Genomic DNA, 23,091 nt, shown 5'->3' with positions numbered 1-23,091 from the left:
TTATAATAATGAAAGTAAAAATCAGTCTTTCATTTGTAAAAAATTGTTATAAAACGTTAAAGAGATGATTCCCAAAAAATTTATTATGAAGTGAGCAATCATTGGAGCTAGAATGGTTCCTTGTTGAATATAAAGCGCTCCCAAAATGAATCCGATAAAAGAGATATAAATTGCATAAAACAAGCCTTTTATGCTTATTTCAGGAGTATGTAGTATACCGAAGAATATAGATGCTAAATATATTCCAAGAAACTCCTGCATTAGACCTCTAAAAAACATCTCTTCAGAAAAGGCGCTAAGAATTGATATATATAGCATTTCTAAAATATTAGCCTGTTTAAAAACATTAATATAAAGCGCCTGATCTATCCTTTTTGCAAATAAAAAAATTTTTGAAATATAAAAGCCTAACAAAAACACCAAGATTCCAACCAGTACAGAAGTGCAAAAACCCAATAAATCAATGTTAAACTCTGGCATCTGTTGAAACCTTTTCAAAATAAAAACGCTTACAGCTAGAAGAAAGAGTTCTCCAATAGTAGAGAAAAACAAAAATTTATTTTTCATTGGAGCTTTTTCGATATTTCTTTAAGATCCTTTCTTATTCTTTCCTTTCTTAAGCCGTATTCTATGCCGTCAACCAGCGCAATGTAGCTTGCTTCGATGATATTGCTCGATACGCCAAGCGTTGTCCAGGTTTCTTCTGAATCTGTGTGATCTATTAGAACTCTTACTCCTGCCCCTGTGCCAGAACTACCTCCTAGAACACGAACTCTATAGTCAGATAAGTGTATCTTTTCAAGAGATGGAAAGTGATTGGACAAAGCTGATCTAAGGGCTTTGTCCATTGCGTTAACTGGTCCGTTTCCATCTCCGACGCTGTGGCTAATTTTACCTTCTACAATCAACTTTATTACCGCTTCTGCATAAATTTCCTTTAACCTTTCGTTATATTCTACAGTCGTTTTCCAATATATAAGATCGAATAACTCATCTCTTGTACAAAGGCCTTTCCACAAAAGTATCTCAAAAGAGGCCTCAGCCGCTTCAAATTGATATCCTTGGTTTTCAAGTTCCTTAATAATTGACAATATCTTTCTTGTTTCAGGCCTGTTTTTGCTCAAATCTATTCCCATTTCTTTTGCTTTGAATATAATGTTGCTTGTGCCTGAGAGCTCAGATATTACTACTCTTCTTTTATTTCCAATTAATTCAGGATCTATGTGCTCGTAAGTTTTAGGGTTTGCTAGGACTGCGCTTACGTGTATGCCGCCCTTGTGAGCGAACACAGATTTCCCAACAAATGGTTGATGGTCATTTGGCGTTATATTGGCTATTTCGTCTATAAATCTAGAAAGAGGGGTTAGAGCTTTTAGTTTTTCCTCGTCAAATAGAGGGATATTCATTTTTAGTTGTAAAATTGGAATTAAAGAACAAAGATTTGCATTTCCTGCTCTTTCTCCAAAGCCATTTATTGTGCCCTGAACTTGTAGGACTCCCTCCTGAACAGCTGCAATTGAATTTGCTACAGCAAGTTCGCTGTCGTTGTGACAATGGATCCCAAGAGCCACATTTTTGCCAAGATAAGACTTTACTTCTCTTATTATTTCTCTAACTTCGTCTGGCAAAGTGCCACCATTTGTGTCTGCTAGGACTATTCTTTTTGCCTTTGCGTCTTTAGCTCTTTTTAAGACTGCAAGCGCATACTCTTTGTTATTTTTAAAGCCGTCAAAAAAGTGCTCTGCATCGAAGAATACCGATTTACCTTTTGAATTAAGATATGATATCGTATCTGAGACCATATTTAAGTTTTCATCAAGTGTGGTTTTTAAGGCCTCTTTGACGTGAAGGTCCCAGGACTTTCCAAATATTGTAATTGTGCTTGTGTTAGCATTCAAAAGAGATATTACATTTTTATCGTTTTCTGCAGGTGTATTTGCTCTTCTGGTGGAACCAAAAGCAACTAATTTAGCAAAGTTAAGTTTTAGGTCTTTAGCCTGTTCAAAAAATTTCTCATCCTTTGGATTAGAACCAGGCCAACCGGCTTCGATATAATCTATGCCAAAATCGTCTAATCTCTTAACTATTTTTAATTTATCTTCTAGGGTTAAAGATATTCCTTCCCGCTGGGCACCATCTCTTAAGGTGGTATCGTATAGTTCTATTTTTCTTTGTGCTTTTTTCATAGCTATAACTCAGCAAGCATTTTGCCAACTTCTAGGCACTTTTTTATTTCTTCTGGTTTTAAAGAAAATCTTGTTTCAATTTTTTCTATGACTTCTACGCCAAGAGGCTTTATGGCATCTTCTATTTCCTTCACGGCACCTCCAGACCAACCGAAAGAGCCAAATATAACTGCCCTTTTGCCCTTTAGTCTAAGAAGCCTCATTAATCTTAACAATGGCAATATGTTCGGAAATACTCCGTTATAAACTGTTGGAGAACCTATAGCGAAGGCTTTACAGGTCATAATTTCTCCCATAATAACAGAAACAGGATCTTCTCTTAAGTCAAAAACCTTGACCTCACAATCATTTTTACACCCTGCCCCTTCAGAAATTAGCTTTGCCATTTTTTCAGTTGTGTGCCACATGGTTGTATAAACAACTATTACTTTGTTTTCTGTCGGGTCGTTTATTAATTTTTCTGTGACGTCAAAAATATATTTTATATCTTCTGGTCTTCTATAAAAAGGTCCGTGTGCAGGCAATATCATTGTAGGATTAAGGGACTTATAGTAGTCTAGAGCTTTTTTTGTAAGCGATTCAAACGGTCTCATTAAGAAAGCAAAGTAATCTCTTATAAAGGGATATATGTCTGATTGCAACTGATCGTAAAACGGCCTTGAAATAGAAATAAGGCTGCCAAAAAAGTCTGAAGTGAAAAGCCAGCCCTTTTCTGGGATATAAGCACTTGTGGTGTCAGGCCAATGAGTCATTGGAAGAGATTTTAAGACGAGAGTCTTTTCGCCAAGTGACAAACTTTCTCCAGACTTTAAGACCAAAACTCTTGAACCATCAAGGTCAGGCAAAAAATTTTTTATAAATTCATAATTCTTCTCCAAACATACTAGCTTAATGTTTTTGAACTCTTTGAAATATTCAGTAATTGATCCTGCATGGTCTGGTTCTGTATGTAAAGATACAAGATAGTCTACATCTCTTTCCTTTATTATTTCTTTTATTTTGCATATTGTTTCTTTACCGAAGCACTCTTTTACGCTGTCTATAATAGCAATCTTTTCATCTAAGAGGAGAAACGAATTATATTTGCTGCCTTGAGGTGTATATACTCCGTGAAAATCTCTTATTTCCCAGTCTAGTGCTCCTACATCGTATAGTGAATCCGCTAGTTTACAGTTCATGTTTTTCCTCCTCTTCTTATTTTCTATAAAGTATTACAGGGTTGTTTCTTGCGCCTTGAGCTGGCAATATTTCAGGATAGCCTACAATTATGGGCGCTACAGCACTATAATCTAAGGGCACGTTAAACTTTGCTTTTGTTTCTTCTAGGTCCATATACTCTCTTGCAAATCCTATCCAACACGTTCCAAGGCCAATAGCGTGAGCTTCAAGCATAAGATTTTGTGCTGCAAGTGCACAATCTTCTTTGGGATACAGGCCATAACTTTTGGCATAAATAGTTATTAGAACAGGTGCATTGTAAAAGATATTATAATCATCCTTTTCTAACATAGATTTGTATTTTTCAAGGACTTTAAACTTATTCATATTTTCAACGAGAAATCTCTTTGAATTATCTGACAAAACTTTTAAGGTTGATCGATCTTGAATTACTACAAAAGCCCAAGGTTGAGAATTCATGGCGCTTGGAGCCCATATAGCAGCTTCTATCAGACGATCTATCTTTTCTGGCTCTATCACTTTATCCTTGTACTTTCTAACAGATCTCCTTGATTTTATAATTTCAAGTATGCTCATCAGAACCTCCTCAGTAATTTTTAATATTTTGAATAATAACTTATTTTATACGAAATTTTGTAATTGTTAAAATATACAAGAAACCCTTGTTCAACATTTGTTATATGTCAAACGTTGTTGAACAAGGGTTTTAAAAAAATTAATTAATTAAATTTTAAATTTTGACGTTTTTTCGTTTAATTTTTCTACATGAGCATTTAATTTCTTTGAGATATCTTCCACATCTTCCATCATAGAACTTAATTCCTTTGCAAGAGCTGATTCTTCACTAGCTGCAACTGAACCTTCTTTCGCAATTTCTGAGAGGCCATTTATATCCTTTTTTAGCTCTGCTGTTGAAGCGTTCATTTCTTGAGCACTAGCTGTATATTCTTCTGAAAGGGCTGCAAGGTTGCTAATATTGGTCTCTATGCTTCTAATATCTTCTTCAACTTTGGCTACGTTATTTTGAGCCGATTGTATCTCTTGAAGCAATCTTTCGATGTTTTGGCTTATCTGTTCAAATGCCTCTTTTGAATCTTTTGTTATAGTCCTACCCTTTTTGACTTCTTCTAGGGTAGTTTTCATTGCCTCTGATGCTAACGCCGTTTCTTTTCTGGTTTGCTCTATTAATTCTCCAATATTTTTAGCTGCTCTTTGAGATTCTTCTGCTAGCTTTCTTACTTCATCTGCTACCACCGCAAACCCTCTTCCAGCATCCCCAGCTCTTGCTGCTTCAATTGCTGCATTTAGTGCTAACAGATTTGTCTGCTCGGAAATTTGTGATATGATATCTACTATTTTTACTATATCGTTTGATCTCTCTGAGAGAGACAGGATAGTCTTTGAAAGTTCTTCAACAGAGTTTAAGATTTGTAAGGATGAGGAATCGTTTTGCTCAATTAACAAAGATCCCATTTTTGACTTTTCTTCAGCTTCTGTTGCAAGAGAACCCACCCCTTTGGTGGTCTTGAGTAGAATTTGAGCGTTTTCTGAAATTTTGCCCATTTTTTCAGCAACGTTTGAGGCTGAATTTGCTTGGTCTTCAGCTCCTTTTGCAATTGATTCTATGGCGCTTAGCAAGATATTTACGTGATTATTTAATTTTTCTAACGTTTGACTCAATTCTTCAGAATTTTGGGCAGTTTTTTCTGCATAGTTTGCGCTTTCGCTTGAAGCATATTTGGCATCAGACGAAAGGCTTGACAACTTGTTTGAAGCATGTGACAAATCGTTTAAAACGTTCTTTATATCGTGTAAAATTTCAGAGAAATTATCCCTAAGTTTTAAAGATGCCTGAGCAATTTGACCGATTTCGTCTTTTGATGAGACGCTTATATCAGAACACAGATCTCCTGTAGAAAGACAGTCGATATCAGACTTTGCTCTTGAAAGCGGTTTAATCAAAATAAATTCTATTCCTATACCAATTATTAAAAGGCCTATTAAAAGACAAAGAATAATTGTAATTATTTGTACTATAAGTGAGTTGTAAATAGGGCCGTCAATAAGAGATGGTGGATATGAAAGAATATAAGAACCCACAACTTTGTCATCTGAATTTTTAAGAGGAACCATTACATTGTAATAATCTTGACCAAGAAAATTAAACCTTTGAATAAAGCTTTCGCCCTTGGTTAGCTTGTCATAGATATTTTGAGGTATTTTTTGCCCCTTAAAATCTTTATTAAGCGTTGAAGTTACTACTTCGTTGCCAAATGTAAACGTAGCATTAATGTTTAGTAACTTTTTCATTTCGCTTGCAAGTCTGTTAGAGTCAAAAATTGTATAACCTGCGCTCACAGCACCTATAATATTGCCATTGTTGTCTCTTACTGGAGATCCTGCACGGATAGAGAGTTTGACAACTTTCCCTTCCTCAATACCAACAGTATTTTCTCCCCTAAGTGCTTTTTGGATGTTTAATTGATTTGCTATAGAGTCGCCTGTTGGAGTGTTTAAAGAGTGTGCTCTAATAATGACGTCTCCTTTGTTATCGGTTACAACTATATATAAATCTTTATATTCTTTTATATAGGGGACAAGAACAGTTTTTAGTAGATCGAAATTTTTTGTCTCTACTCCCTTTATTACGCTTTCTTTATCTGAAAGTAGTTTTGCCATGTCCTTTGATCTGGACATATAGCTTTGTAAAAGTTCGTTTGATGCATCCATTGCATAGCGAAGCTTTTCTTCAGCATTTTTGTGTCCGTTGTCAAAAAACTGAAATGATGTAAGAGTTATGAGTGCGAGCCCGAATATTAAAAAACTAAGCAAAGTAATTGAAAGAAGCTTTTTTCTCAAAGACCAATTCTGAATAATGTTCATTTTTAGTTCTCTCCCAAATTAAAATAAATTTTTTAATTTAAACTTTATTTTAACACTTAAATATTTCAAATTTTTAGCTTAAATTTGTTTTAGAATTAGAATTATTTATTATATTATTTATTTAGTTTATTTTTCTCTATAAGCTTCCCATGCTGGTTAAAGTGTCCATCCCGCCCCTTGTATTGTATATAAGTGTTACTTTCAATCTATCAGTTTTTAGAAGCCTTTTTAGGTCTTCGTATATTCTCTTTGTAACTGCTTCTTGATAAATCCCTACATTTCTAAACGATGTAAGGTAATATTTCAAACTTTTAAGCTCTACACAGACTCCTCCATCTGGAAAATATTCGATTATTAGTCTCCCGATATCTGGCAGACCACTAAAGGGACAAACTGCGCTAAATTCTTTAGTTTCAATCTTTATGTATTCTTCAGCCCTGAAACTAAATCCTTCAAGGAAATCTGTCATAATATGAGATTCGTCTTTGAATTCAAAAGTCTTACCGCTTGCTTCTGGCATAAATACCCCTTTTCTATCACTATTTTAAATTTAATAATAAACAATTCTTATAAACATTTTTACTAATATTTTGTTAGACTAAAAATATATTAATTAATAATTATAAATTATAATAGTTAAGAAAAAAATATTGTCTAAATTTTCTGTCAATTTTAAGAGAATTGATTTATAATATTTCAAATAAATTTGGAGGAGACTATGGGTAGCAAGAGGGTTTATAGTATTTGTGCGATGTGTACAGGAAGGTGCCCTATTGTGGTTGATGTTAACGGAAATGAAGTGGAACACATTTGGGGCAATCCACATCTTTTGGGCGGGTATCATTTATGTCCAAGAGGGGCTGCTGGCAAAGCTCTATTAAATGACACAGAAAGGCCACAAACGCCTTTGATACGTGATGGAGAGAGGGGTTCTGGGAAGTGGAAAAGCGTTTCTTGGGATGAGGCTCTAGATTATGTAGCAGAAAAGTTAAAAAAGATAATTGATACTTATGGAGCAAAAAGTGTCGTGTTATCTGATAGAGGGGGCGCAATAACGGAATTTGAGAAGACGTTTATTGCCGCAATTGGTTCTCCAAATTACTTTAATCATCACGCGGCTTGTTCTAATTCTATCCACAATGCTCATCTGTCAGTTGCTGGCCTTGCAAGAAACGGCGTGACTTATGATTACAAAAACTGTAAATATTTGGTCAGTTTTGGTAGAAATTTGCTTGAATCTCTTGTCACAGGAGAGGCAAAAAATGTTATAGACATGATAGATAACGGCGGAAAACTCATACAGATTGACGTGCGATGGAACTATACAGCTGCAAAGGCTGATAGGTTCTTTTTGATTAATCCAGGTACTGATTATGCTTTGGCTTTAGCTTTAATTCACGTGATTATAAAGGACTCTCTTTATGATTCTGACTTTGTTAAGAGATGGACTGTGGGGTTTGAGGAACTTTCAAACTTTGTAAAGCCATATACTCCTGAATTTGCTGAAAAGGAGACTGGCATTCCTGCAGCTGAAATTGTAAAATTAGCTCATGATGTGGGAAATGCCAAACCATCGGTAATATTTCACCTTGGCTGGATGACTGCTTGGTATTCAAATGACTTTTATCTAAGGCGAGCCATTTGTTCTCTCAACGCGCTTTTAGGCGTATATGAGGCAAAGGGAGGCTTAATAATTAATAAAGGACCTGCAGCCGTCGGAAAGCCTCTTAAGTCACTTTTGGCTCAGGTTCCAAAGCCAAAAGATCCAAGGTTTGACGGTTGTGGAACAAAATATCCCCACCTTAGCGGTCAATGGGGGTTAGCACAGGAATTAGCTCACGTACTTCTTACCGATGATCCCTACCCTGTAAGGGCGTATATTGTCTTTAGACACGATCCGCTTGCTTCTTTGCCCGATCCAGACTTCTTTAGAAGCGCTTTTAAGAAGTTGGATTTGTTGGTATCTATTGATGTAAATTATAGCGAAACAGGTTGGTTTTCTGACGTGATTCTTCCAGAAGATACATACCTTGAGAGGACTGATCACGTTATAGCAAGAAATGGCCCAAAGCCCGGTTATATTCTTAGACAAGCAGCAGTACAAAGAAGGTTTGATACCAGACCAAGGTGGTGGATATTTAAAGAACTTGCAAATAGACTTGGTGTGGGTCAATATTTTCCATACAACAGTATAGAAGAGTTAATTGCCTGGCAATTGGAAGGAACTGGATACAAATTAGAAGACTTTAACGAAAAAGGTTATATTGAATTGGTAGATAAGCCTATAATGTGGGATAGGACTGATGGACTAAAATTTAAGACTCCATCTGGCAAGATAGAATTTATTTCCAAAAAGTTAGAAGATGCTGGTGTTCCTTCCTTTATCCCATATGAAAAGCCGATAGAACTAAAACCAGGAAGGTTTAGGCTAGTTACCAGTAAGTGTGCTTTGCACACTCAGGGTAGAACTACTTCAAATAATAGGCTTCTAAACGAATATGTTAGCGAAAATCATTTATATATACATGAAGACAAAGCAGTAGAACTTGGGATAAAAGAAGGCGATCTTCTTGAGGTAGAAAATGAAGGAGAAAAACAATATATAAAAGCAAAACTTACAAAGTATATACATCCTGATGTAGTATTTATGCTTCATGGCTTTGGCGATGACGTGCCCCTAAGAACTAGGTCTTTTGGCAAAGGTGCATCTGATATAAGACTTCAAAAGGGGCTTGCAAAAGTTGCAATTGGTGGGAACTGTCCATATACGGAGTGTACAGTTTCAGTTAAGAAGGCTAATTAATATAAGTATAAATAAAAAAATTTTGGAGGAGTAATGTGGGAAAGTATTATATATTTCAAGATCAGAAGAGATGCATAGGTTGTTATGCCTGTGAGCTTCACTGCAAGACCAAGAATAACGCTCCAGAAGGCGCAAAGCTTTGTAGAATAGTGCCAACTGGTCCTCAGGTAGTAAAAGGCGTTCCTAGAATGCACTTTGTATTTATGCCCTGTTTTCATTGTGAAAAACCATGGTGTGTGTATGCATGCCCCACTGGCGCAATGACAAAAAGAGCAAAAGATGGCATTGTTTACGTTAATCAAGACCTATGTGTGGGTTGTAAAAACTGTATTACTGCTTGCCCATGGGGAGTTCCTCAATGGAATTCAGAGACGGGCAAAGTTATGAAGTGCGATTTTTGTATGGATAGGATTGACCAGGGGTTAGAGCCTGCATGCGTTACTGGATGTACTACAGGTGCTTTGAAATTCGTATCTCCTAGCGAGGCATCACAAATTAAAAGAGAAAAATTTGCGAAAGATATATCACCTTTGAAAAAATAACTCTAAAGTGATAGTATTATAAATGTTAATATTTTAAAGTTTTTATTGCTTAATGTTATTTTATACGTAGTTAATTTTTAGTAACTGTCAAGGAGGTTGATATGAGCGAAAACGGGGTTAAGGAAAGAGAAATAGAGATTGCTGATGGGGTGAAAGCAATTCCAGCAGCGAACGCCATTGTCTCTCCTATTGACAAGGCGATTAATTGGGTCGTCAACTGGGGAAGAGTATCTTCGTTGTGGCCTATGACCTTTGGTCTTGCATGTTGCGCTATTGAGATGATGGCTGTAGGTGCACCGCACAACGACCTTGACAGATTTGGCATCCTGTTTAGGGCATCACCCAGACAGGCGGATCTTATGATTGTTGCTGGAACGGTAACTTTGAAAATGGCTCCTGTTTTAAGAAGGGTATATGATCAAATGCCGCAGCCAAGATATGTTATATCAATGGGCAGTTGTGCAAATAGCGGCGGAATTTTTAACACCTATTCAGTTTTACAAGGAGTAGATCAGGTTGTTCCTGTTGACGTGTATCTTCCTGGATGTCCTCCAAGACCCGAAGCATTGTTACATGCTCTCTTATATCTCCAGCAAAAAATAAAGAAGGAAAGGATGGTATGGGGAGCATGGAGATAAAGGATATTAAAGAACAAATTTTAACAGATCAAAACGTGTGTATACTTCCTGAAGCTGAGGAGAATCTCGATACAAAAGAGATGATCCTGAACATGGGACCTCAACACCCTGCAACCCACGGTGTGCTTAGATTGGTGCTTAGACTTGACGGTGAAGAAATAGTTGGCATGGAGCCTCACATAGGTTATTTACACAGAGGAATAGAAAAACTAATGGAATCAAAAACCTACGCTCAGGCACTTCCTCTTACAGATAGGTTAGACTATATATCAAGTCCAGCCAATAACACCGCTTACGCCATTGCTATTGAGAAACTATTTGGAATTGAAGCGCCCATTAGGGCAAAATTTATAAGAACTATTTTCTGTGAGATGTCAAGGATATGTAGCCATCTTTTATGGCTTGCTACTCATGCGCTAGATATAGGAGCAATGACTATCTTTACCTATTGTTTTAGAGAAAGAGAGTGGCTTTTGGATCTCTTTGAAATGACCGTAGGTGCAAGACTACTTACAAATTTTGCAAGAATTGGTGGGGTAAGGTGTGATATTAGCCCTGAATTCGTTCAAAGTCTAAGAGAGTTTACAAAAGTATTTCCTTCAAAGGTACAAGAATATGAAACGCTTCTTACCAAAAATCCTATATGGATGGAGAGAACCATCGGAATTGCACAGATTTCGGCTGAAGATGCTCTTAACTGGGGTCTTACTGGACCTTGTCTTAGAGGCTCAGGAGTGGATTATGATCTTAGGAGAGACCAGCCTTATGACGCCTATCCATATGTAAAATTTTATGTTCCGACAGGTAAAAACGGAGACGTTTACGATAGATATCTTTGCAGGATGGAAGAGTTAAGGCAGTCTAATGAGATAATTAAACAACTTTTGGATCAGCTCCCTGATGGAGAAACAGTTAGCGATGATACTCCTGACCTAGTAATCCCAACGCCTCCTAGACAGGTTGAGGCGGCAGGAAGCGTTGCAAGCGCTTTTATAACGCTTTCAAAAGAGAGAAAGATGATAAATACTGGTGATTTGTATAGCGCTGTAGAGGTGCCAAAGGGTGAACTTGGCATTTATGTTGTAAGCGATGGTTCTGGAAAGCCATATAGATTAAGGCTTAGAACTCCTTCTTTTGTGCACATTTCTGCAATGCCAGTTTTGTCAATTGGCCACATGGTAGCAGATATTATTGCAATTATAGGTTCTATCGATATTGTCTTAGGGGAGTCGGATAAATGAAGATACAAAAATTAATTAGAGATGTGCTTTTAGTAGAATGGTTTAGGGGACTTTCTGTAACTTTTAGAACTATGCTGAAAAAACCTGTTACTAGACTTTATCCACATGTAAAAAGGCAGCCATTTCCAGGTTTTAGGGGCAGACAGGCTCTTGTAAGAGATCCAGATAAACTTAAAGAACGCTGCATCATGTGTTTGAGGTGTAAAACTGTTTGCCCGTCAAACTGTATAAAAGTTGAAGTGGGTAAAGATGAAAATAATGCAAGAGTATTAAAGGAATATTCTATAGATGCCACAAGATGTATTTACTGTGGCTATTGTGTAGAGGTTTGTCCAGTAAATGCACTTGTTTTGACTGAAGAATATGAATATCTGGGAGACAAAAGATCAGATCTTTTGTTTAACAAAGATAAGCTTCTTTCTAACTGGGATGATTTTTTGGCCAATTATCCAGGTGAATTTTATTTTAACAAGTTTTGGAGACCACCTGGAATGCCTGAAAAGATGCTTACTCCCCAAAAGAGAAATGAGAAGCCAATCGAAATCAAGAAAAAGAACGAGGAGATCGCATCATGATGCCGGGATCATATGTTCCTATAGGGTACTTGCCAGTTTTATTTATGATGATTGCTGCCTTTCTTTTTGCAGTTGGAATCTTAGTTTTTGGAAGCTTTTTTAGACTAAAGAGAAGATACTCTGAATCCTTGATACCGTACGAGTCTGGAAACGATCCAATAGGCGAAACAGGTGAGAGATTTTCGGTAAAGTTTTACGTTATTGCTATGCTATTTGTAGTATTTGACGTTGAAATTGCATTTCTTTATCCTTGGGCGATAAACTTTGATAACATTTCTTCTGTAGCTATGATTAGCGTATTGATATTTATAGCAATACTTATTGCTGGTTATATTTATGACTGGAAAAAGGGCGCATTTGATATGTATCATAGGAGGAAGAGGCAATGACTGTGGAAGAAATCTTGAAAGTGGTTAAAGATGAATTCAAAGAAAGAATATTATCTGAAGAAATTAATTTTGGTCAGCTTAGCATTAGCGTTCCAAAGGATGACAATACTGAAGTTATTCTCTTTCTAAAAGAGCACGAGAATTTAAAATTTGATCACCTAGCTGATCTATGCGGGGTTGACTATTATAAATTAAGGGATGTTAGGTACGAAGTAGTTTATAACCTTTATTCTATTAAGTTCAAGCATAGGATCAGAGTGAAGATTCAGGTTCCAGAAGATGATATGGAAGTAAACAGTCTTACCTGTATCTTTAAGGGGGCAAATTGGCACGAATGTGAGTGTTATGATATGTTCGGGATAAAATTTAGAGGCCATCCTAACCTAAGGAGAGTTTTTATGCCAGACAATTGGGTCGGGCATCCGCTAAGGAAAGATTATCCTCTTAAGGGCATAGGAGTTTGGGAAGATCACGAAAAGCTTCTCAAGAAAGTTCAAAGCCTCTCTAAATATGAAGTCAGGAGAGGAGGTTAGATATGCTGTTAGACCTTATTATTCTGATTGTTAAGGTTGCAATAGTTCTAGGAGTTTTGTTGCTTCACGTTGCTTATGCAGTGTATTTTGAAAGAAAGATTCTAGGACACATTCAGGCAAGACTTGGACCCACGGAAGTAGGACCTTTGGGTCTATTTCAGCCTTTTGCAGATCTTATAAAACTCTTTTTTAAAGAAGATAATATCCCATATGGAGCAGATAAGGTTTTGTTTACAATTGCTCCTGTAATAGTAGTAACCTGCGTTATGACGTCCTTTTCAGTTATCCCATATGCTGCGGGGTGGGTATTGGCAAATATAAACGTAGGCTTGCTTCTTGTTCTGGCTATGGGATCTTTGGGGATATATGGAATAATTATTGCAGGTTGGTCTTCCAACTCAAAGTATGCATTTCTAGGTTCTCTTAGATCCAGTGCACAGATAATAAGTTACGAAATACCAATGGGCGTTGCACTTCTTGCAGTCTTGATTATGTCTGGCTCTCTTAATCTTTCTGATATTGTGTACGCTCAAGAAAAACTGCCCTGGGGAATGTTTATATTTCCTCAAATAATTGGTTTTTTTGTTTTTCTTGTTTGTGCGTTTGCAGAAACTAACAGAACTCCTTTTGATTTACCTGAAGCAGAAACAGAGCTGGTTGCTGGATACTTGACTGAGTATTCTGGTTTTAGATGGGGTTTATTTTTCCTGGCAGAGTATTCAGCAATGTATGTTATGTCATCAATGCTTACTATTTGTTTCTTGGGCGGTTGGACACTTCCGCCATTTTTAACTTCTCTTTTGCCATTTCTAAACTTAGTGCCGGGCATTGTTTGGTTTTTACTTAAAGTTTATTTTTTTATGTTTTTCTATATATGGGTAAGAGGTACTGTTCCAAGATACAGATTCGATCAATTACTTAAGATTGGTTGGAAGTTTTTGCTACCTCTTAGCCTAACAAACTTGTTTATTATTATGATTATAAAGAAGGTGTTCTTGCCATGAGTGTACCAGTTTTGTTCTTTTCATACTTTGCCCTGGCTTCTATAGTTATATCTTTGATTGTAATTACCAGAAAAAATTATATACATGCAGTCTTGTGGACACTTCTTTTATTTGTACATATCTCAGGAATATATCTTTTTTTGAATGCTGAATTCTTTGCTATGATTCAGATGATAGTATACGCTGGAGCAATACTTGTAATGTTAATCTTTGTAATTATGCTTTTGAACGTAAAGCACGAAGATCACCTTAGTGATGTAAGCTCTTTGTCAATCCCAAAAGCATTCCTTGTTTTTTGCGTCTTAGGCGTATTAGCAATTGTGCTTCAGACTTCCTATTTGAATACTACAGGAAAATTTTCTATAGACCTAGTAAATAAAGTTTCGGACGCGAAACTTTTGGGACAAATTTTTTATTCTGAGGCCAACTTGCCGCTTATTATTATGGGCGTAGTGCTTTTCGTTCCAATGATTGCTGCTATAGTCCTGGCCGGAAAAAGGAGTGATGAGTAGATGGTGCCATTAAATGCGTATCTGATACTTGCAGCCACAATTTTTGCGATAGGTTTGATTGGCTTTATGACAAGACGCAGCATTATTATGATGCTACTTTGTGTAGAACTAATGTTAAATGCGGTAAACATTACACTAATTTCATTGAGCCACTACATGCAAGACTTTATGGGACAGGTTATTGCCCTTTTGATCATTGCTAATGCTGGCGCAGGAATGGCTACAGGTCTTGCTCTCTTAATAAACGGATATAGACTTAAGAAGACTGTAAAGATAGATCTATTTAAGGATATGAGAGGTTAGAGCATGGAATATTTACCTCTAATAATAATATTAACACCTTTACTTGCAATTCCACTAATCTTTTATAGTGGTGAAAGAAATAGAAACCTAAGAGAGTTTTGGTCAGTACTTGCTAGCGTAATAATGTTTTTGCTTGTTTTGTCGCTATTGCCATCAGTTTTGCAAGGGAAAGACTATCATTTTACGTTATTTCAGCTTTTGCCTGGAATTTCATTTTCTTTTAGGGTTGACGCCTTAGGCTTTTTATTTGCTGTTGGCGCATCCTTCTTGTGGATATTGACAACTTTTTATTCTATTGGTTATATGCGAGGTCACAAAGAACTTAATCAGACCAGATATTTTTCGTTTTTTGCAGTAGCTCTTTCCACAACAATGGGCGTAGCGTTTTCTGCAAACTTATTTTCTATGTTTCTTTTTTATGAGGCGCTTACCCTTGCAACATATCCATTAGTTGGTCACGGAACGGACGATGAAGCAAAAAGGGGTTCAAGAAAGTATGTTATATATCTTTTGGGTGCTGCTAAGCTTCTTTTGGTGGCTGCAATAGTAATAACTTACAATCTTGCAGGTACTTTAGAATTTCATTACGGAGGCATCTTTCCTCAAGCAGCTATTGCCCAAAAAGTTTTGCTTTCAATTTTATACTTAATGTTTATATACGGTTTTGCAAAGTGTGCAATCATGCCGCTTCACGGGTGGCTTCCCGCTGCAATGGTAGCTCCAACTCCTGTTAGTGCGCTTTTGCATGCTGTGGCAGTTGTAAAGACGGGCGTTTTCACAGTGCTGAGAGTTACACTTTTTATATTTGGTGCTCAGACTTTGGCTACTTTGTGGGGAAGAGATGTGGCAATTTTTATGGCAGCATTTACTATCACTGTTGCCTCTATCATAGCTCTTACGAGAGATAATTTGAAAGCAAGGCTTGCATACTCGACAATAAGTCAGTTGTCATACATCCTTTTGGGCGCTTTTATGCTAACTCCAAGCGCAATTATGGGCGCTATTTTTCACATTACTACCCACGCGTTTGCTAAGATTACCTTATTTTTCTGTGCAGGCTCTATAATTGTTTGTTCACACAAGACAGAGGTCAGTCAATTAAGTGGTCTTGCTAAGAGAATGCCTATAACAATGACAGCATTTTTTATAGGGTCTTTGAGCATGATAGGAATTCCCTCGTCAGGCGGATTTATTTCAAAGTGGTTCCTTTTAAACGGAACTATGGAGATGCACTCTACAATTCTTTTGTTTGTATTTCTCCTTAGCACGGTATTGAATGCTGGTTATTTCTTGCCTGTTGCTTATAAGGCATTTTTTGAAAAGGAGAAAGTTGATAACCATTCCCATCACTATACGAAAAACATTATAGAAAATCCATTTATGGCTGTTCCGTTACTTATAACGGCTATTATTAGCATCTTGTTAGGTTGGTTTCCGGGTATATTTTTACATCTTGCAAGAATGGTTCTTGCTGGGTTTTAGGATAGATAAATTTATGAGTTTTAATTCAAGGAGGGTTTTATGAAAGAGGATCACGAGGAGCCTTTGATGGAGTTAAAGCACGATCCTAAACCAGGCTTTCCACTTGTTTTTGCGATAGCATTTATTATAGGAGTATTGTACCTTAGTTACATTTTGTTAAATGGAAATTATAGAATTGTTTCACACCACTAATTATAAGGAAGGGAGGCAAAGAGTTGAATCCATATAAATTTTTTGAAAAGCCAAATAGCTTGAAAATTACACTTATTGTTTTGTTTTCTTTCTTAGCAATAGTTACTGTTCTTGATCTAATAATTCCTAAAGAAGCAGAATATGGCTTTGAGAAATTTCCCTCCTTTTTTTCTGTCTATGGATTCGTCGCATGCGTAGTTTTGGTTCTTGCAGCAAAGTATATCCTAAGGCCAATTGTAAAACGCAAGGAGGACTATTATGACAATTAGCTTTATGCCACCATTTTTAATATTTTTGATAGGCTCGTTTTTTGCACTTTTCCTTAGAGGCAAGGTACTAAAGTGGTGGATAATTATTGTTCCGGCTGTAGCTTTAGTTAATGCCTTTATATTGCCTAAAGGCTTTGTCTATAACGTTCACTTTATTGGGCTTGATCTAGCTCCTGTGAGAATAGATCAACTCTCATATGTTTTTGGATTGATATTTTGTATTATAAGCTTATTGAATTCAATTTATGCTTATGGACTTGATGATTATCGCCACCACGTAGCAGCGCTTTTAACAGAGGCTGCTGCACTTGGAGTAGTATTTGCGGGAGATTACTTTTCGCTGTTTTTCTTTTGGGAGATAAAGGCTTTGTCAACGTCTTATCTGGTGGCAATAGGCGGCAGGGAAGATTCCTTAAAAGCTTCATTTAGATATCTTTTGATGCACGTTACTGGCGGCGTGTTTTTATTGGGAGGGATACTTCTTCATTTCCACCAAACAGGCTCGATAGCATTTAATTATCTAGGTTTAACAAATTTAGCATCTTTGCTCATTTTAATAGGATTTGGTATAAATGCAGTATTCCCACTTTTACATACATGGCTTCCAGACGCTTACCCTCAGGCAAGCTACGCTGGAACAGTAGTTTTGAGCGCATTTACAACAAAATCTGCAGTTTATACTCTTGCAAGAGCCTTTCCAGGCACAGAAATACTAATTGTTGCGGGAGTAATAATGACGGCTTTTCCGATATTCTTTGCTGTTATCGAAAACGATATGAGAAAAGTTCTTTCTTATTCTCTGATCAACCAGGTTGGTTTTATGGTGACTGGAATAGGAATAGGAACTGAACTTTCGCTAAACGGTACTGTTGCACATGCTTTTGCACACATTCTTTATAAGGCACTGCTATTCATGTCTATGGGCGCAGTTTTAAAACAGACAGGAAAGATAAAGGCTACAGAACTTGGAGGCCTGTTTAGAACAATGCCGTGGACTTTGACCTTTTGTATAGTTGGAGCTGCATCCATATCTGGTGTACCTCTGACAAGCGGTTTTGTAAGTAAATCTATGATAGTTGCAGCATCTGCTCATCAAGGCCTTACAATTGCGTGGTTTTTGCTGTTGTTTGCCTCTGCTGGTGTTTTCCACCATTCTGGTATAAAAATTCCATTTTTTGCCTTTTTCTCACATGATTCGGGACTCAGGCCTAAAGAAGCGCCATTTCACATGCTACTTGCTATGGGGATAGCTGCGTTTCTTTGTATAGCAATAGGAGTTTACCCGTGGGCACTTTATTCTATACTTCCTTATCCAGTTCACTATATTCCATATGCTCCAAATCACGTTATGGAGATGGTTGAATTGTTAGGATTTTCAGCTCTTGCTTTTACATTGCTTATGCTATCAGGCATCTATCCACCTGAAATGAGGGCTATAAATCTTGACTTTGACTGGTTTTATAGAAGAGGTCTACAGTTGTTTATGTACCTTGACAGAAAGGTATTGGTTGAGTTTGAAGATAGGATAGTAAATACAGCTTACGAATGGCTATTTTTAAATCCTATGATGGCTTTTGCAAAATTCTTTAAAGGAATAGATACCTACGTCGTTGATGGGACAGTAAACGGTAGCGCAAAGGTAACTTATTCAGTAAGCAAAACTTTAAGGAAGCTTCAGACAGGAAACTTGCAGGATTACATGATCCTGTTTGTTATCGGAATACTTATTCTTGCCTGTGTAATTATATTGTTGAGAGGGGGGATTTAGGTGAACTTTCCTATATTGTCTCTTGTTCTTTTGATACCTGTAATTGGTGCTATTCTTATGCTATTTATGAAAAATTCAACTCTTATAAAGTCTACTGCTTTAATATTTGCTTTGATAGACTTTTTTGTTTCACTTCCTCTCTGGTTTTTGTTTGATAAGAATTCTCACTCTATGCAGTTTGTAGAAGTTCATCCATGGATACCCTTTATAAACGCAAAATATGCAGTAGGTGTAGATGGTATATCAGTTTTGTTCGTTTTGTTGTCAACTCTTATTACTGTGATAAGCGTAAGCGTTTCCTGGAAGGCAATAGACAAAAAGGTAAAAGAGTTCTTTATAATGATTCTTCTCATGGAGACTTCAATGATTGGAGTTTTTGTATCTTTAGACCTTTTGCTTTTCTACGCCTTTTGGGAAGCTATGCTTATCCCTATGTTTTTACTAATTGGAGTTTGGGGCGGGCCAAACAGGGTTTATGCGTCAATTAAATTTGTATTGTTTACTTTTGCAGGCTCTGTGTTGATGCTTGTATCTATCTTGGTATTATATTTTGCAGGCGGACATACTTTTGATATCCTTGAGTTAACAAAGCTTAATCTGCCAGTAAACATGCAAATATTCTTGTTTATTGCATTTACTCTTGCTTTTGCTGTGAAGGTTCCTATGTTTCCTCTTCACACATGGCTTCCGGATGCTCATACTGAAGCTCCAACAGCAGGTAGCGTAATACTTGCTGGAGTCTTGCTTAAACTTGGAGCGTATGGATTTTTGAGATTTTCTATGCCATTTTTCCCTGAAGCTACTCTGATGTTTTTGAGCCTACTTCAAGTTCTGTCAGTGGTAGCTATTGTGTACGGTGCATTTGTGACATTAAAACAGACAGATCTTAAAAGGCTTATTGCATATTCATCTGTTTCTCATATGGGATTTGTAACTCTTGGCTTATTTACACTTACTCAAATAGGAATGCTTGGTGGAATTTTGCAGATGATAAATCACGGAATTGTAACAGGGGCTTTGTTTTGTCTAGTTGGTATGATTTACGAAAGAACGCATACAAGACAGATTGCTGACTATGGAGGGTTGAAGCCTGCTTTGCCTATATTTATTTTGTTTTATACATTTTTTACTCTTGCTGCAATCGGGCTCCCTGGAACTAACTCATTTATGGGAGAATTTTTGATTCTTTGTGGTGCATTCTTAAGGTTTATACCGCTCGGAGCTTTTGCGGTTATTGGAATAATTCTCGGAACTACTTATATGATATGGCTTTACTATAGGGTTGCATATGGCAATTTGAACGAAAAGATTAAGGATCTAATATACGACCTTGGTCCAAGAGAGATATTAACGTTAATACCACTACTTTTACTGGTATTATATATCGGTTTTCAGCCAGGGGTGTTTACCTCGTATATGCAATCTTCTGTGTCCAATTTGATAGCTACAAAATTTAGTTCTACTACAATAGCTCACACTTTACCCTTAGTGGGGTGGTTAAGATGACGATGTTTAAAGTTATTGCTCCTGAACTGTTTTTGATTGCGTGCTCAATATCTATTTTTCTCTCAGCCCTTTTTATAAAGAACAGAAGGACTTTTTCAATTCTTGCAATATTGGGACTCTTAATTGCTGGAGTTTGGAAGTATTCTTTGCATGGTGCAATATTTAATTTATCTTTTTCGGTAGATTCATTTGACATTTTAGGTAGTTGGATCATTATTTTAATAGCTGTTTACGTAATATTGATTTCAATAGATGACATTGCAATACCAAATACCAGTTACGGAGAATTTTTAACGCTTATATTAACTTCTGTTGTTGGGATGCTCTTTATGATAGGTTCAAGAGACCTGATAATACTGTATTTGGGACTTGAAACTTTGTCTTTGTCACTTTATATACTATGTTCTTTTTATAGAAAAGACAAACTTTCAAGCGAGGCAGGGCTTAAATATTATCTAATGGGAACAGTTGCAACTGCTATTTTGCTATATGGCATAGCGCTCATTTATGGCGCTACAGGCACTACAAATTTCTACGATATAACAAAGTCTTTATCCTCTACCAAGGTATTAACAGATCCTATGTTTATAGCAGGTGTTGTAGCAGTGATTGTGACTTTTAGCTTTAAGTCTTCTGTCATACCATTTCATGCATGGACACCGGATACCTATCAAGGAGCGCCTACTCCAATAACAGCATTTCTTGCTACAGCTCCGAAAACCGCTTTATTATTGGCTTTTGGTAGATTTTTTATTGGAAGTTTGATACCAATATGGATTGAACCAAAAACAGTGCTTATTGTTTTGTCCATATTTACAATGGTTGGCGGTAATCTTTTAGCCCTATCACAGAAGAACGTAAAGAGAATGCTTGCATTCTCGTCTGTGTCTCATGTAGGTTATATGCTTCTTGGGATAATTGTTGGGACCCAAGAAGGTCTGAGTGCAATATTAACGTATTTGATAGCCTATGCAATTATGAATCTTGGGGCATTTGGCGTAGTATTTATGTTGAAAAACGGTGATGACATGTCTACTTATAATGGACTGGCAAAAAGATATCCGTATCTTGCTGGAATAATGATGATATTTATGTTCTCTCTTGCAGGAATTCCACCAACTGTAGGATTCATTGCAAAATTTCAGCTCTTTTTGGCAGCTGTGAACGCTGGTCTTACATCGCTGGTAATTATTGCTGTTTTAATGACTATTACAAGCGCATTTTACTATCTAAGGATCGTAATGAATATGTATATGAAGGAGCCAGATGCAGAAACAGAGGTTATTTCGAGCGATTTTACAAAGGGATTGGTTTTAAGCCTTTCGATATTAGTAATAGTATTGGGGACTTTGCCCTCAATATTTATCCATTAGAATTTAATATTTAATAATAAGCCGTAAGGATTTTGAAAAACTTGCGGCTTATTTATATTGCCTTACAATAGATGTGTTTGCACTCGTTTAGAGATAGTGCTATAAAATTATCATCGATTTGAAAGTTGATTATATCTTTGTAGGATTGAATTCTTTTTATCTTTGAACCCTTTTTTAGATCGAGTATAGCTAATTTTTCTTTGCTAATTTGATCGAGATTAATGTGAACTATGATTGCTTCTTCATCGTCTTGAAGTTCAATTAAACTTTTAGTTTCATTTAATTCAAACTTTTCATCGCTATCGAATATAAACTTCTTAAACTCTTCAAAAATTTCTGGATGTTTTTCTTCAAGCATTTCTATGAATGCAATCATTCTTTCCATTTTTCTAAATGTACTTTGGCTGAAGTCATGTTCTAAAAGACAGGCGTCCTGCTCTGCTAGACTTTCTTCTATTCTTAGGATTCGTACCAAGAAGTTAACTATTGTATTTTTTCTTCTTGAGAGGTTTTGAGCAAGAACTCTTCCCTTATTTGTAAGCTCTATATGACCATATCTTTCTTGAGTTACAAGGCCTTTGTTTTTTAAAGATTCAATTGCTGCTACTGCAGAAGGCGTTTTTACTTTAAGTTGCTTTGCAAGGTCTCTTACTCTGGCAATACCCTTTGACTGATTTATATCATATATAGTTCGAAGATAATTTTCTAAACTAGGCGTTAGTTCTGAATGATCTTCGTTTATAAAGCCCTCTTCTAAACAAGATTTTTCCACTTTTTTCTCCTGGCTCAAAAATGATTTAATTATTCTTTTATTATTATTATAAACTAAAGCAAATTTCCAAAAATCAAATTGAAAATATTATTGTGTTATTCCTATTTTTACCCTATACTTTAGTTAAGTAAGTTTGTTAATAAATAAATTTTTACGGAGGAGAAAATGAAGAAATTTTTAAGGCTTTGTATTTTAGCAATATTTGTTCTTGGTATACTATCTTTCTTTAAAACGATTGGTTTTGCTGAAGGCGTCTATGTTCAGACGGACAACGGAAAGGTCTATGACTCGTCTCCAGAATTCAAAGAGATTCCAAAATGGTCCGGAAACGTGGACGCCAATGGATATGCTACAGGTCAAGGAGTTTTGCAGTGGTATTTGGATTCTAAACCAGTAGAAAGATACGAAGGAACAATGTTAGAGGGCAAGATGTCAGGACAAGGTACTTTTACTTGGCCAGACAAGACTAAATATGTGGGCTCTTTTTCGAACGATTTCAGAAATGGATATGGTACTCTTACCTGGCCAAACGGTGACAAGTATGAAGGCTATTTTGTAGATGACTTAAAATCAGGACAGGGCACTTTGACATGGTCAGATGGAACAAAATATGTTGGCACTTTTAAAAATGATAAAAGAAATGGATATGGTACTCTTACCTGGCCAAACGGTGACAAGTATGAAGGCTATTTTGTAGATGATACAGAATCTGGAAGAGGCAAGTTTACTTGGACAAACGGTGACAGCTATGTTGGGAATTTTTCAAATAATGCTGCCAATGGCCAAGGTATTTATACTTGGGCGAATGGAAATTATTATGAAGGCAACTTTGTAAACTGGTACAGAGATGGCTATGGCACTTACTATTCGAAAGATGGAACTATAATAATGCAGGGCAAGTGGTCTAAAGATAATTTTATTGGAAAATAACCTACCTAATT

The 23,091-nt window shown here is 36.4% G+C and carries 24 protein-coding genes; 17 read left to right on the top strand and 7 right to left on the bottom strand.

The window, feature by feature from the left end; all coding sequences use genetic code 11:
- Positions 1-21: 21 nt before the first annotated feature.
- The 6 genes from THENA_RS09005 to queF form a co-directional block, all read right to left on the bottom strand.
- The gene (locus tag THENA_RS09005; protein WP_013757090.1) at positions 22-567 is read right to left on the bottom strand and encodes a CPBP family intramembrane glutamic endopeptidase; all 546 of its coding nucleotides are present in this window, start codon (positions 565-567) and stop codon (positions 22-24) included.
- The gene (cimA, locus tag THENA_RS09000; protein ID WP_013757089.1) at positions 564-2,186 is read right to left on the bottom strand and encodes a citramalate synthase; all 1,623 of its coding nucleotides are present in this window, start codon (positions 2,184-2,186) and stop codon (positions 564-566) included. The genes THENA_RS09005 and cimA overlap by 4 nt, the downstream gene beginning before the upstream one ends.
- A 2-nt stretch (positions 2,187-2,188) precedes the next feature.
- Positions 2,189-3,364, bottom strand: coding sequence for an FprA family A-type flavoprotein (locus THENA_RS08995; protein ID WP_013757088.1), 1,176 nt, complete (start codon positions 3,362-3,364; stop codon positions 2,189-2,191).
- Positions 3,365-3,380: 16 nt separating this feature from the next.
- On the bottom strand, positions 3,381-3,941 hold the full coding sequence (locus THENA_RS08990; RefSeq protein WP_013757087.1) for a nitroreductase family protein: 561 nt from the start codon (positions 3,939-3,941) through the stop codon (positions 3,381-3,383).
- Between the two features lie 147 nt (positions 3,942-4,088).
- Entirely contained in the window at positions 4,089-6,248 is a 2,160-nt protein-coding gene (locus THENA_RS08985) for a methyl-accepting chemotaxis protein (RefSeq protein WP_013757086.1), read from the bottom strand.
- A 136-nt stretch (positions 6,249-6,384) separates the two neighbouring features.
- Complete coding sequence (queF, locus tag THENA_RS08980; RefSeq protein ID WP_013757085.1) at positions 6,385-6,768, bottom strand: preQ(1) synthase; 384 nt, start codon at positions 6,766-6,768, stop codon at positions 6,385-6,387.
- Positions 6,769-6,966: 198 nt separating this feature from the next.
- On the opposite strand from queF, the gene THENA_RS08975 reads away from it, so the two are divergent.
- From THENA_RS08975 to THENA_RS08905, 16 genes are all read left to right on the top strand, one after another.
- Positions 6,967-9,051 carry a molybdopterin-containing oxidoreductase family protein gene (locus tag THENA_RS08975; RefSeq protein WP_013757084.1) on the top strand — a complete coding sequence of 695 codons (2,085 nt, stop codon included), beginning with the start codon at positions 6,967-6,969 and terminating at the stop codon, positions 9,049-9,051.
- Positions 9,052-9,086: 35 nt separating this feature from the next.
- Entirely contained in the window at positions 9,087-9,593 is a 507-nt protein-coding gene (locus THENA_RS08970; protein ID WP_013757083.1) for a 4Fe-4S dicluster domain-containing protein, read from the top strand.
- Between the two features lie 101 nt (positions 9,594-9,694).
- Positions 9,695-10,231: an NADH-quinone oxidoreductase subunit B gene (locus tag THENA_RS08965; RefSeq protein WP_013757082.1), complete on the top strand. Its 537-nt coding sequence runs from the start codon at positions 9,695-9,697 to the stop codon at positions 10,229-10,231.
- Positions 10,213-11,472, top strand: a complete 1,260-nt coding sequence (locus tag THENA_RS08960; RefSeq protein ID WP_013757081.1) for an NADH-quinone oxidoreductase subunit D — start codon at positions 10,213-10,215, stop codon at positions 11,470-11,472. The genes THENA_RS08965 and THENA_RS08960 overlap by 19 nt, the downstream gene beginning before the upstream one ends.
- Positions 11,469-12,047: an NADH-quinone oxidoreductase subunit NuoI gene (nuoI, locus tag THENA_RS08955; RefSeq protein ID WP_013757080.1), complete on the top strand. Its 579-nt coding sequence runs from the start codon at positions 11,469-11,471 to the stop codon at positions 12,045-12,047. Before THENA_RS08960 ends, nuoI begins: the two co-directional genes overlap by 4 nt.
- Positions 12,044-12,436: an NADH-quinone oxidoreductase subunit A gene (locus THENA_RS08950; protein ID WP_013757079.1), complete on the top strand. Its 393-nt coding sequence runs from the start codon at positions 12,044-12,046 to the stop codon at positions 12,434-12,436. The genes nuoI and THENA_RS08950 overlap by 4 nt, the downstream gene beginning before the upstream one ends.
- Complete coding sequence (locus THENA_RS08945) at positions 12,433-12,969, top strand: NADH-quinone oxidoreductase subunit C (protein WP_013757078.1); 537 nt, start codon at positions 12,433-12,435, stop codon at positions 12,967-12,969. The genes THENA_RS08950 and THENA_RS08945 overlap by 4 nt, the downstream gene beginning before the upstream one ends.
- Positions 12,970-12,971: 2 nt before the next feature.
- On the top strand, positions 12,972-13,973 hold the full coding sequence (nuoH, locus tag THENA_RS08940; protein ID WP_013757077.1) for an NADH-quinone oxidoreductase subunit NuoH: 1,002 nt from the start codon (positions 12,972-12,974) through the stop codon (positions 13,971-13,973).
- On the top strand, positions 13,970-14,485 hold the full coding sequence (locus tag THENA_RS08935) for an NADH-quinone oxidoreductase subunit J family protein (RefSeq protein WP_013757076.1): 516 nt from the start codon (positions 13,970-13,972) through the stop codon (positions 14,483-14,485). The genes nuoH and THENA_RS08935 overlap by 4 nt, the downstream gene beginning before the upstream one ends.
- Positions 14,486-14,788, top strand: a complete 303-nt coding sequence (gene nuoK, locus THENA_RS08930) for an NADH-quinone oxidoreductase subunit NuoK (RefSeq protein ID WP_013757075.1) — start codon at positions 14,486-14,488, stop codon at positions 14,786-14,788.
- Positions 14,789-14,791: 3 nt separating this feature from the next.
- Positions 14,792-16,270: a monovalent cation/H+ antiporter subunit D family protein gene (locus THENA_RS08925; protein WP_013757074.1), complete on the top strand. Its 1,479-nt coding sequence runs from the start codon at positions 14,792-14,794 to the stop codon at positions 16,268-16,270.
- 39 nt (positions 16,271-16,309) lie between these two features.
- Entirely contained in the window at positions 16,310-16,462 is a 153-nt protein-coding gene (locus THENA_RS09965) for a hypothetical protein (RefSeq protein ID WP_013757073.1), read from the top strand.
- Between the two features lie 23 nt (positions 16,463-16,485).
- A complete protein-coding gene (locus THENA_RS08920) occupies positions 16,486-16,731 on the top strand; it encodes a hypothetical protein (RefSeq protein WP_013757072.1) in 246 nt (81 codons plus the stop codon).
- Entirely contained in the window at positions 16,721-18,499 is a 1,779-nt protein-coding gene (locus THENA_RS08915) for a Na(+)/H(+) antiporter subunit D (RefSeq protein WP_013757071.1), read from the top strand. The genes THENA_RS08920 and THENA_RS08915 overlap by 11 nt, the downstream gene beginning before the upstream one ends.
- Positions 18,500-20,005, top strand: coding sequence for a complex I subunit 4 family protein (locus tag THENA_RS08910; protein WP_013757070.1), 1,506 nt, complete (start codon positions 18,500-18,502; stop codon positions 20,003-20,005). It abuts the gene before it with no gap.
- The gene (locus THENA_RS08905; protein ID WP_013757069.1) at positions 20,002-21,378 is read left to right on the top strand and encodes an NADH-quinone oxidoreductase subunit N; all 1,377 of its coding nucleotides are present in this window, start codon (positions 20,002-20,004) and stop codon (positions 21,376-21,378) included. Before THENA_RS08910 ends, THENA_RS08905 begins: the two co-directional genes overlap by 4 nt.
- Positions 21,379-21,430: 52 nt before the next feature.
- On the opposite strand, the gene THENA_RS09740 is transcribed toward THENA_RS08905, so the two are convergent.
- The gene (locus tag THENA_RS09740; protein WP_013757068.1) at positions 21,431-22,150 is read right to left on the bottom strand and encodes a metal-dependent transcriptional regulator; all 720 of its coding nucleotides are present in this window, start codon (positions 22,148-22,150) and stop codon (positions 21,431-21,433) included.
- 165 nt (positions 22,151-22,315) lie between these two features.
- On the opposite strand from THENA_RS09740, the gene THENA_RS09735 reads away from it, so the two are divergent.
- A complete protein-coding gene (locus THENA_RS09735; protein ID WP_013757067.1) occupies positions 22,316-23,080 on the top strand; it encodes an MORN repeat-containing protein in 765 nt (254 codons plus the stop codon).
- Positions 23,081-23,091: the final 11 nt, after the last annotated feature.

Source organism: Thermodesulfobium narugense DSM 14796, assembly GCF_000212395.1.
Taxonomy (GTDB): Bacteria; Thermodesulfobiota; Thermodesulfobiia; order Thermodesulfobiales; family Thermodesulfobiaceae; genus Thermodesulfobium; species Thermodesulfobium narugense.
This window is presented reverse-complemented; position numbering and strand designations above follow the sequence as displayed.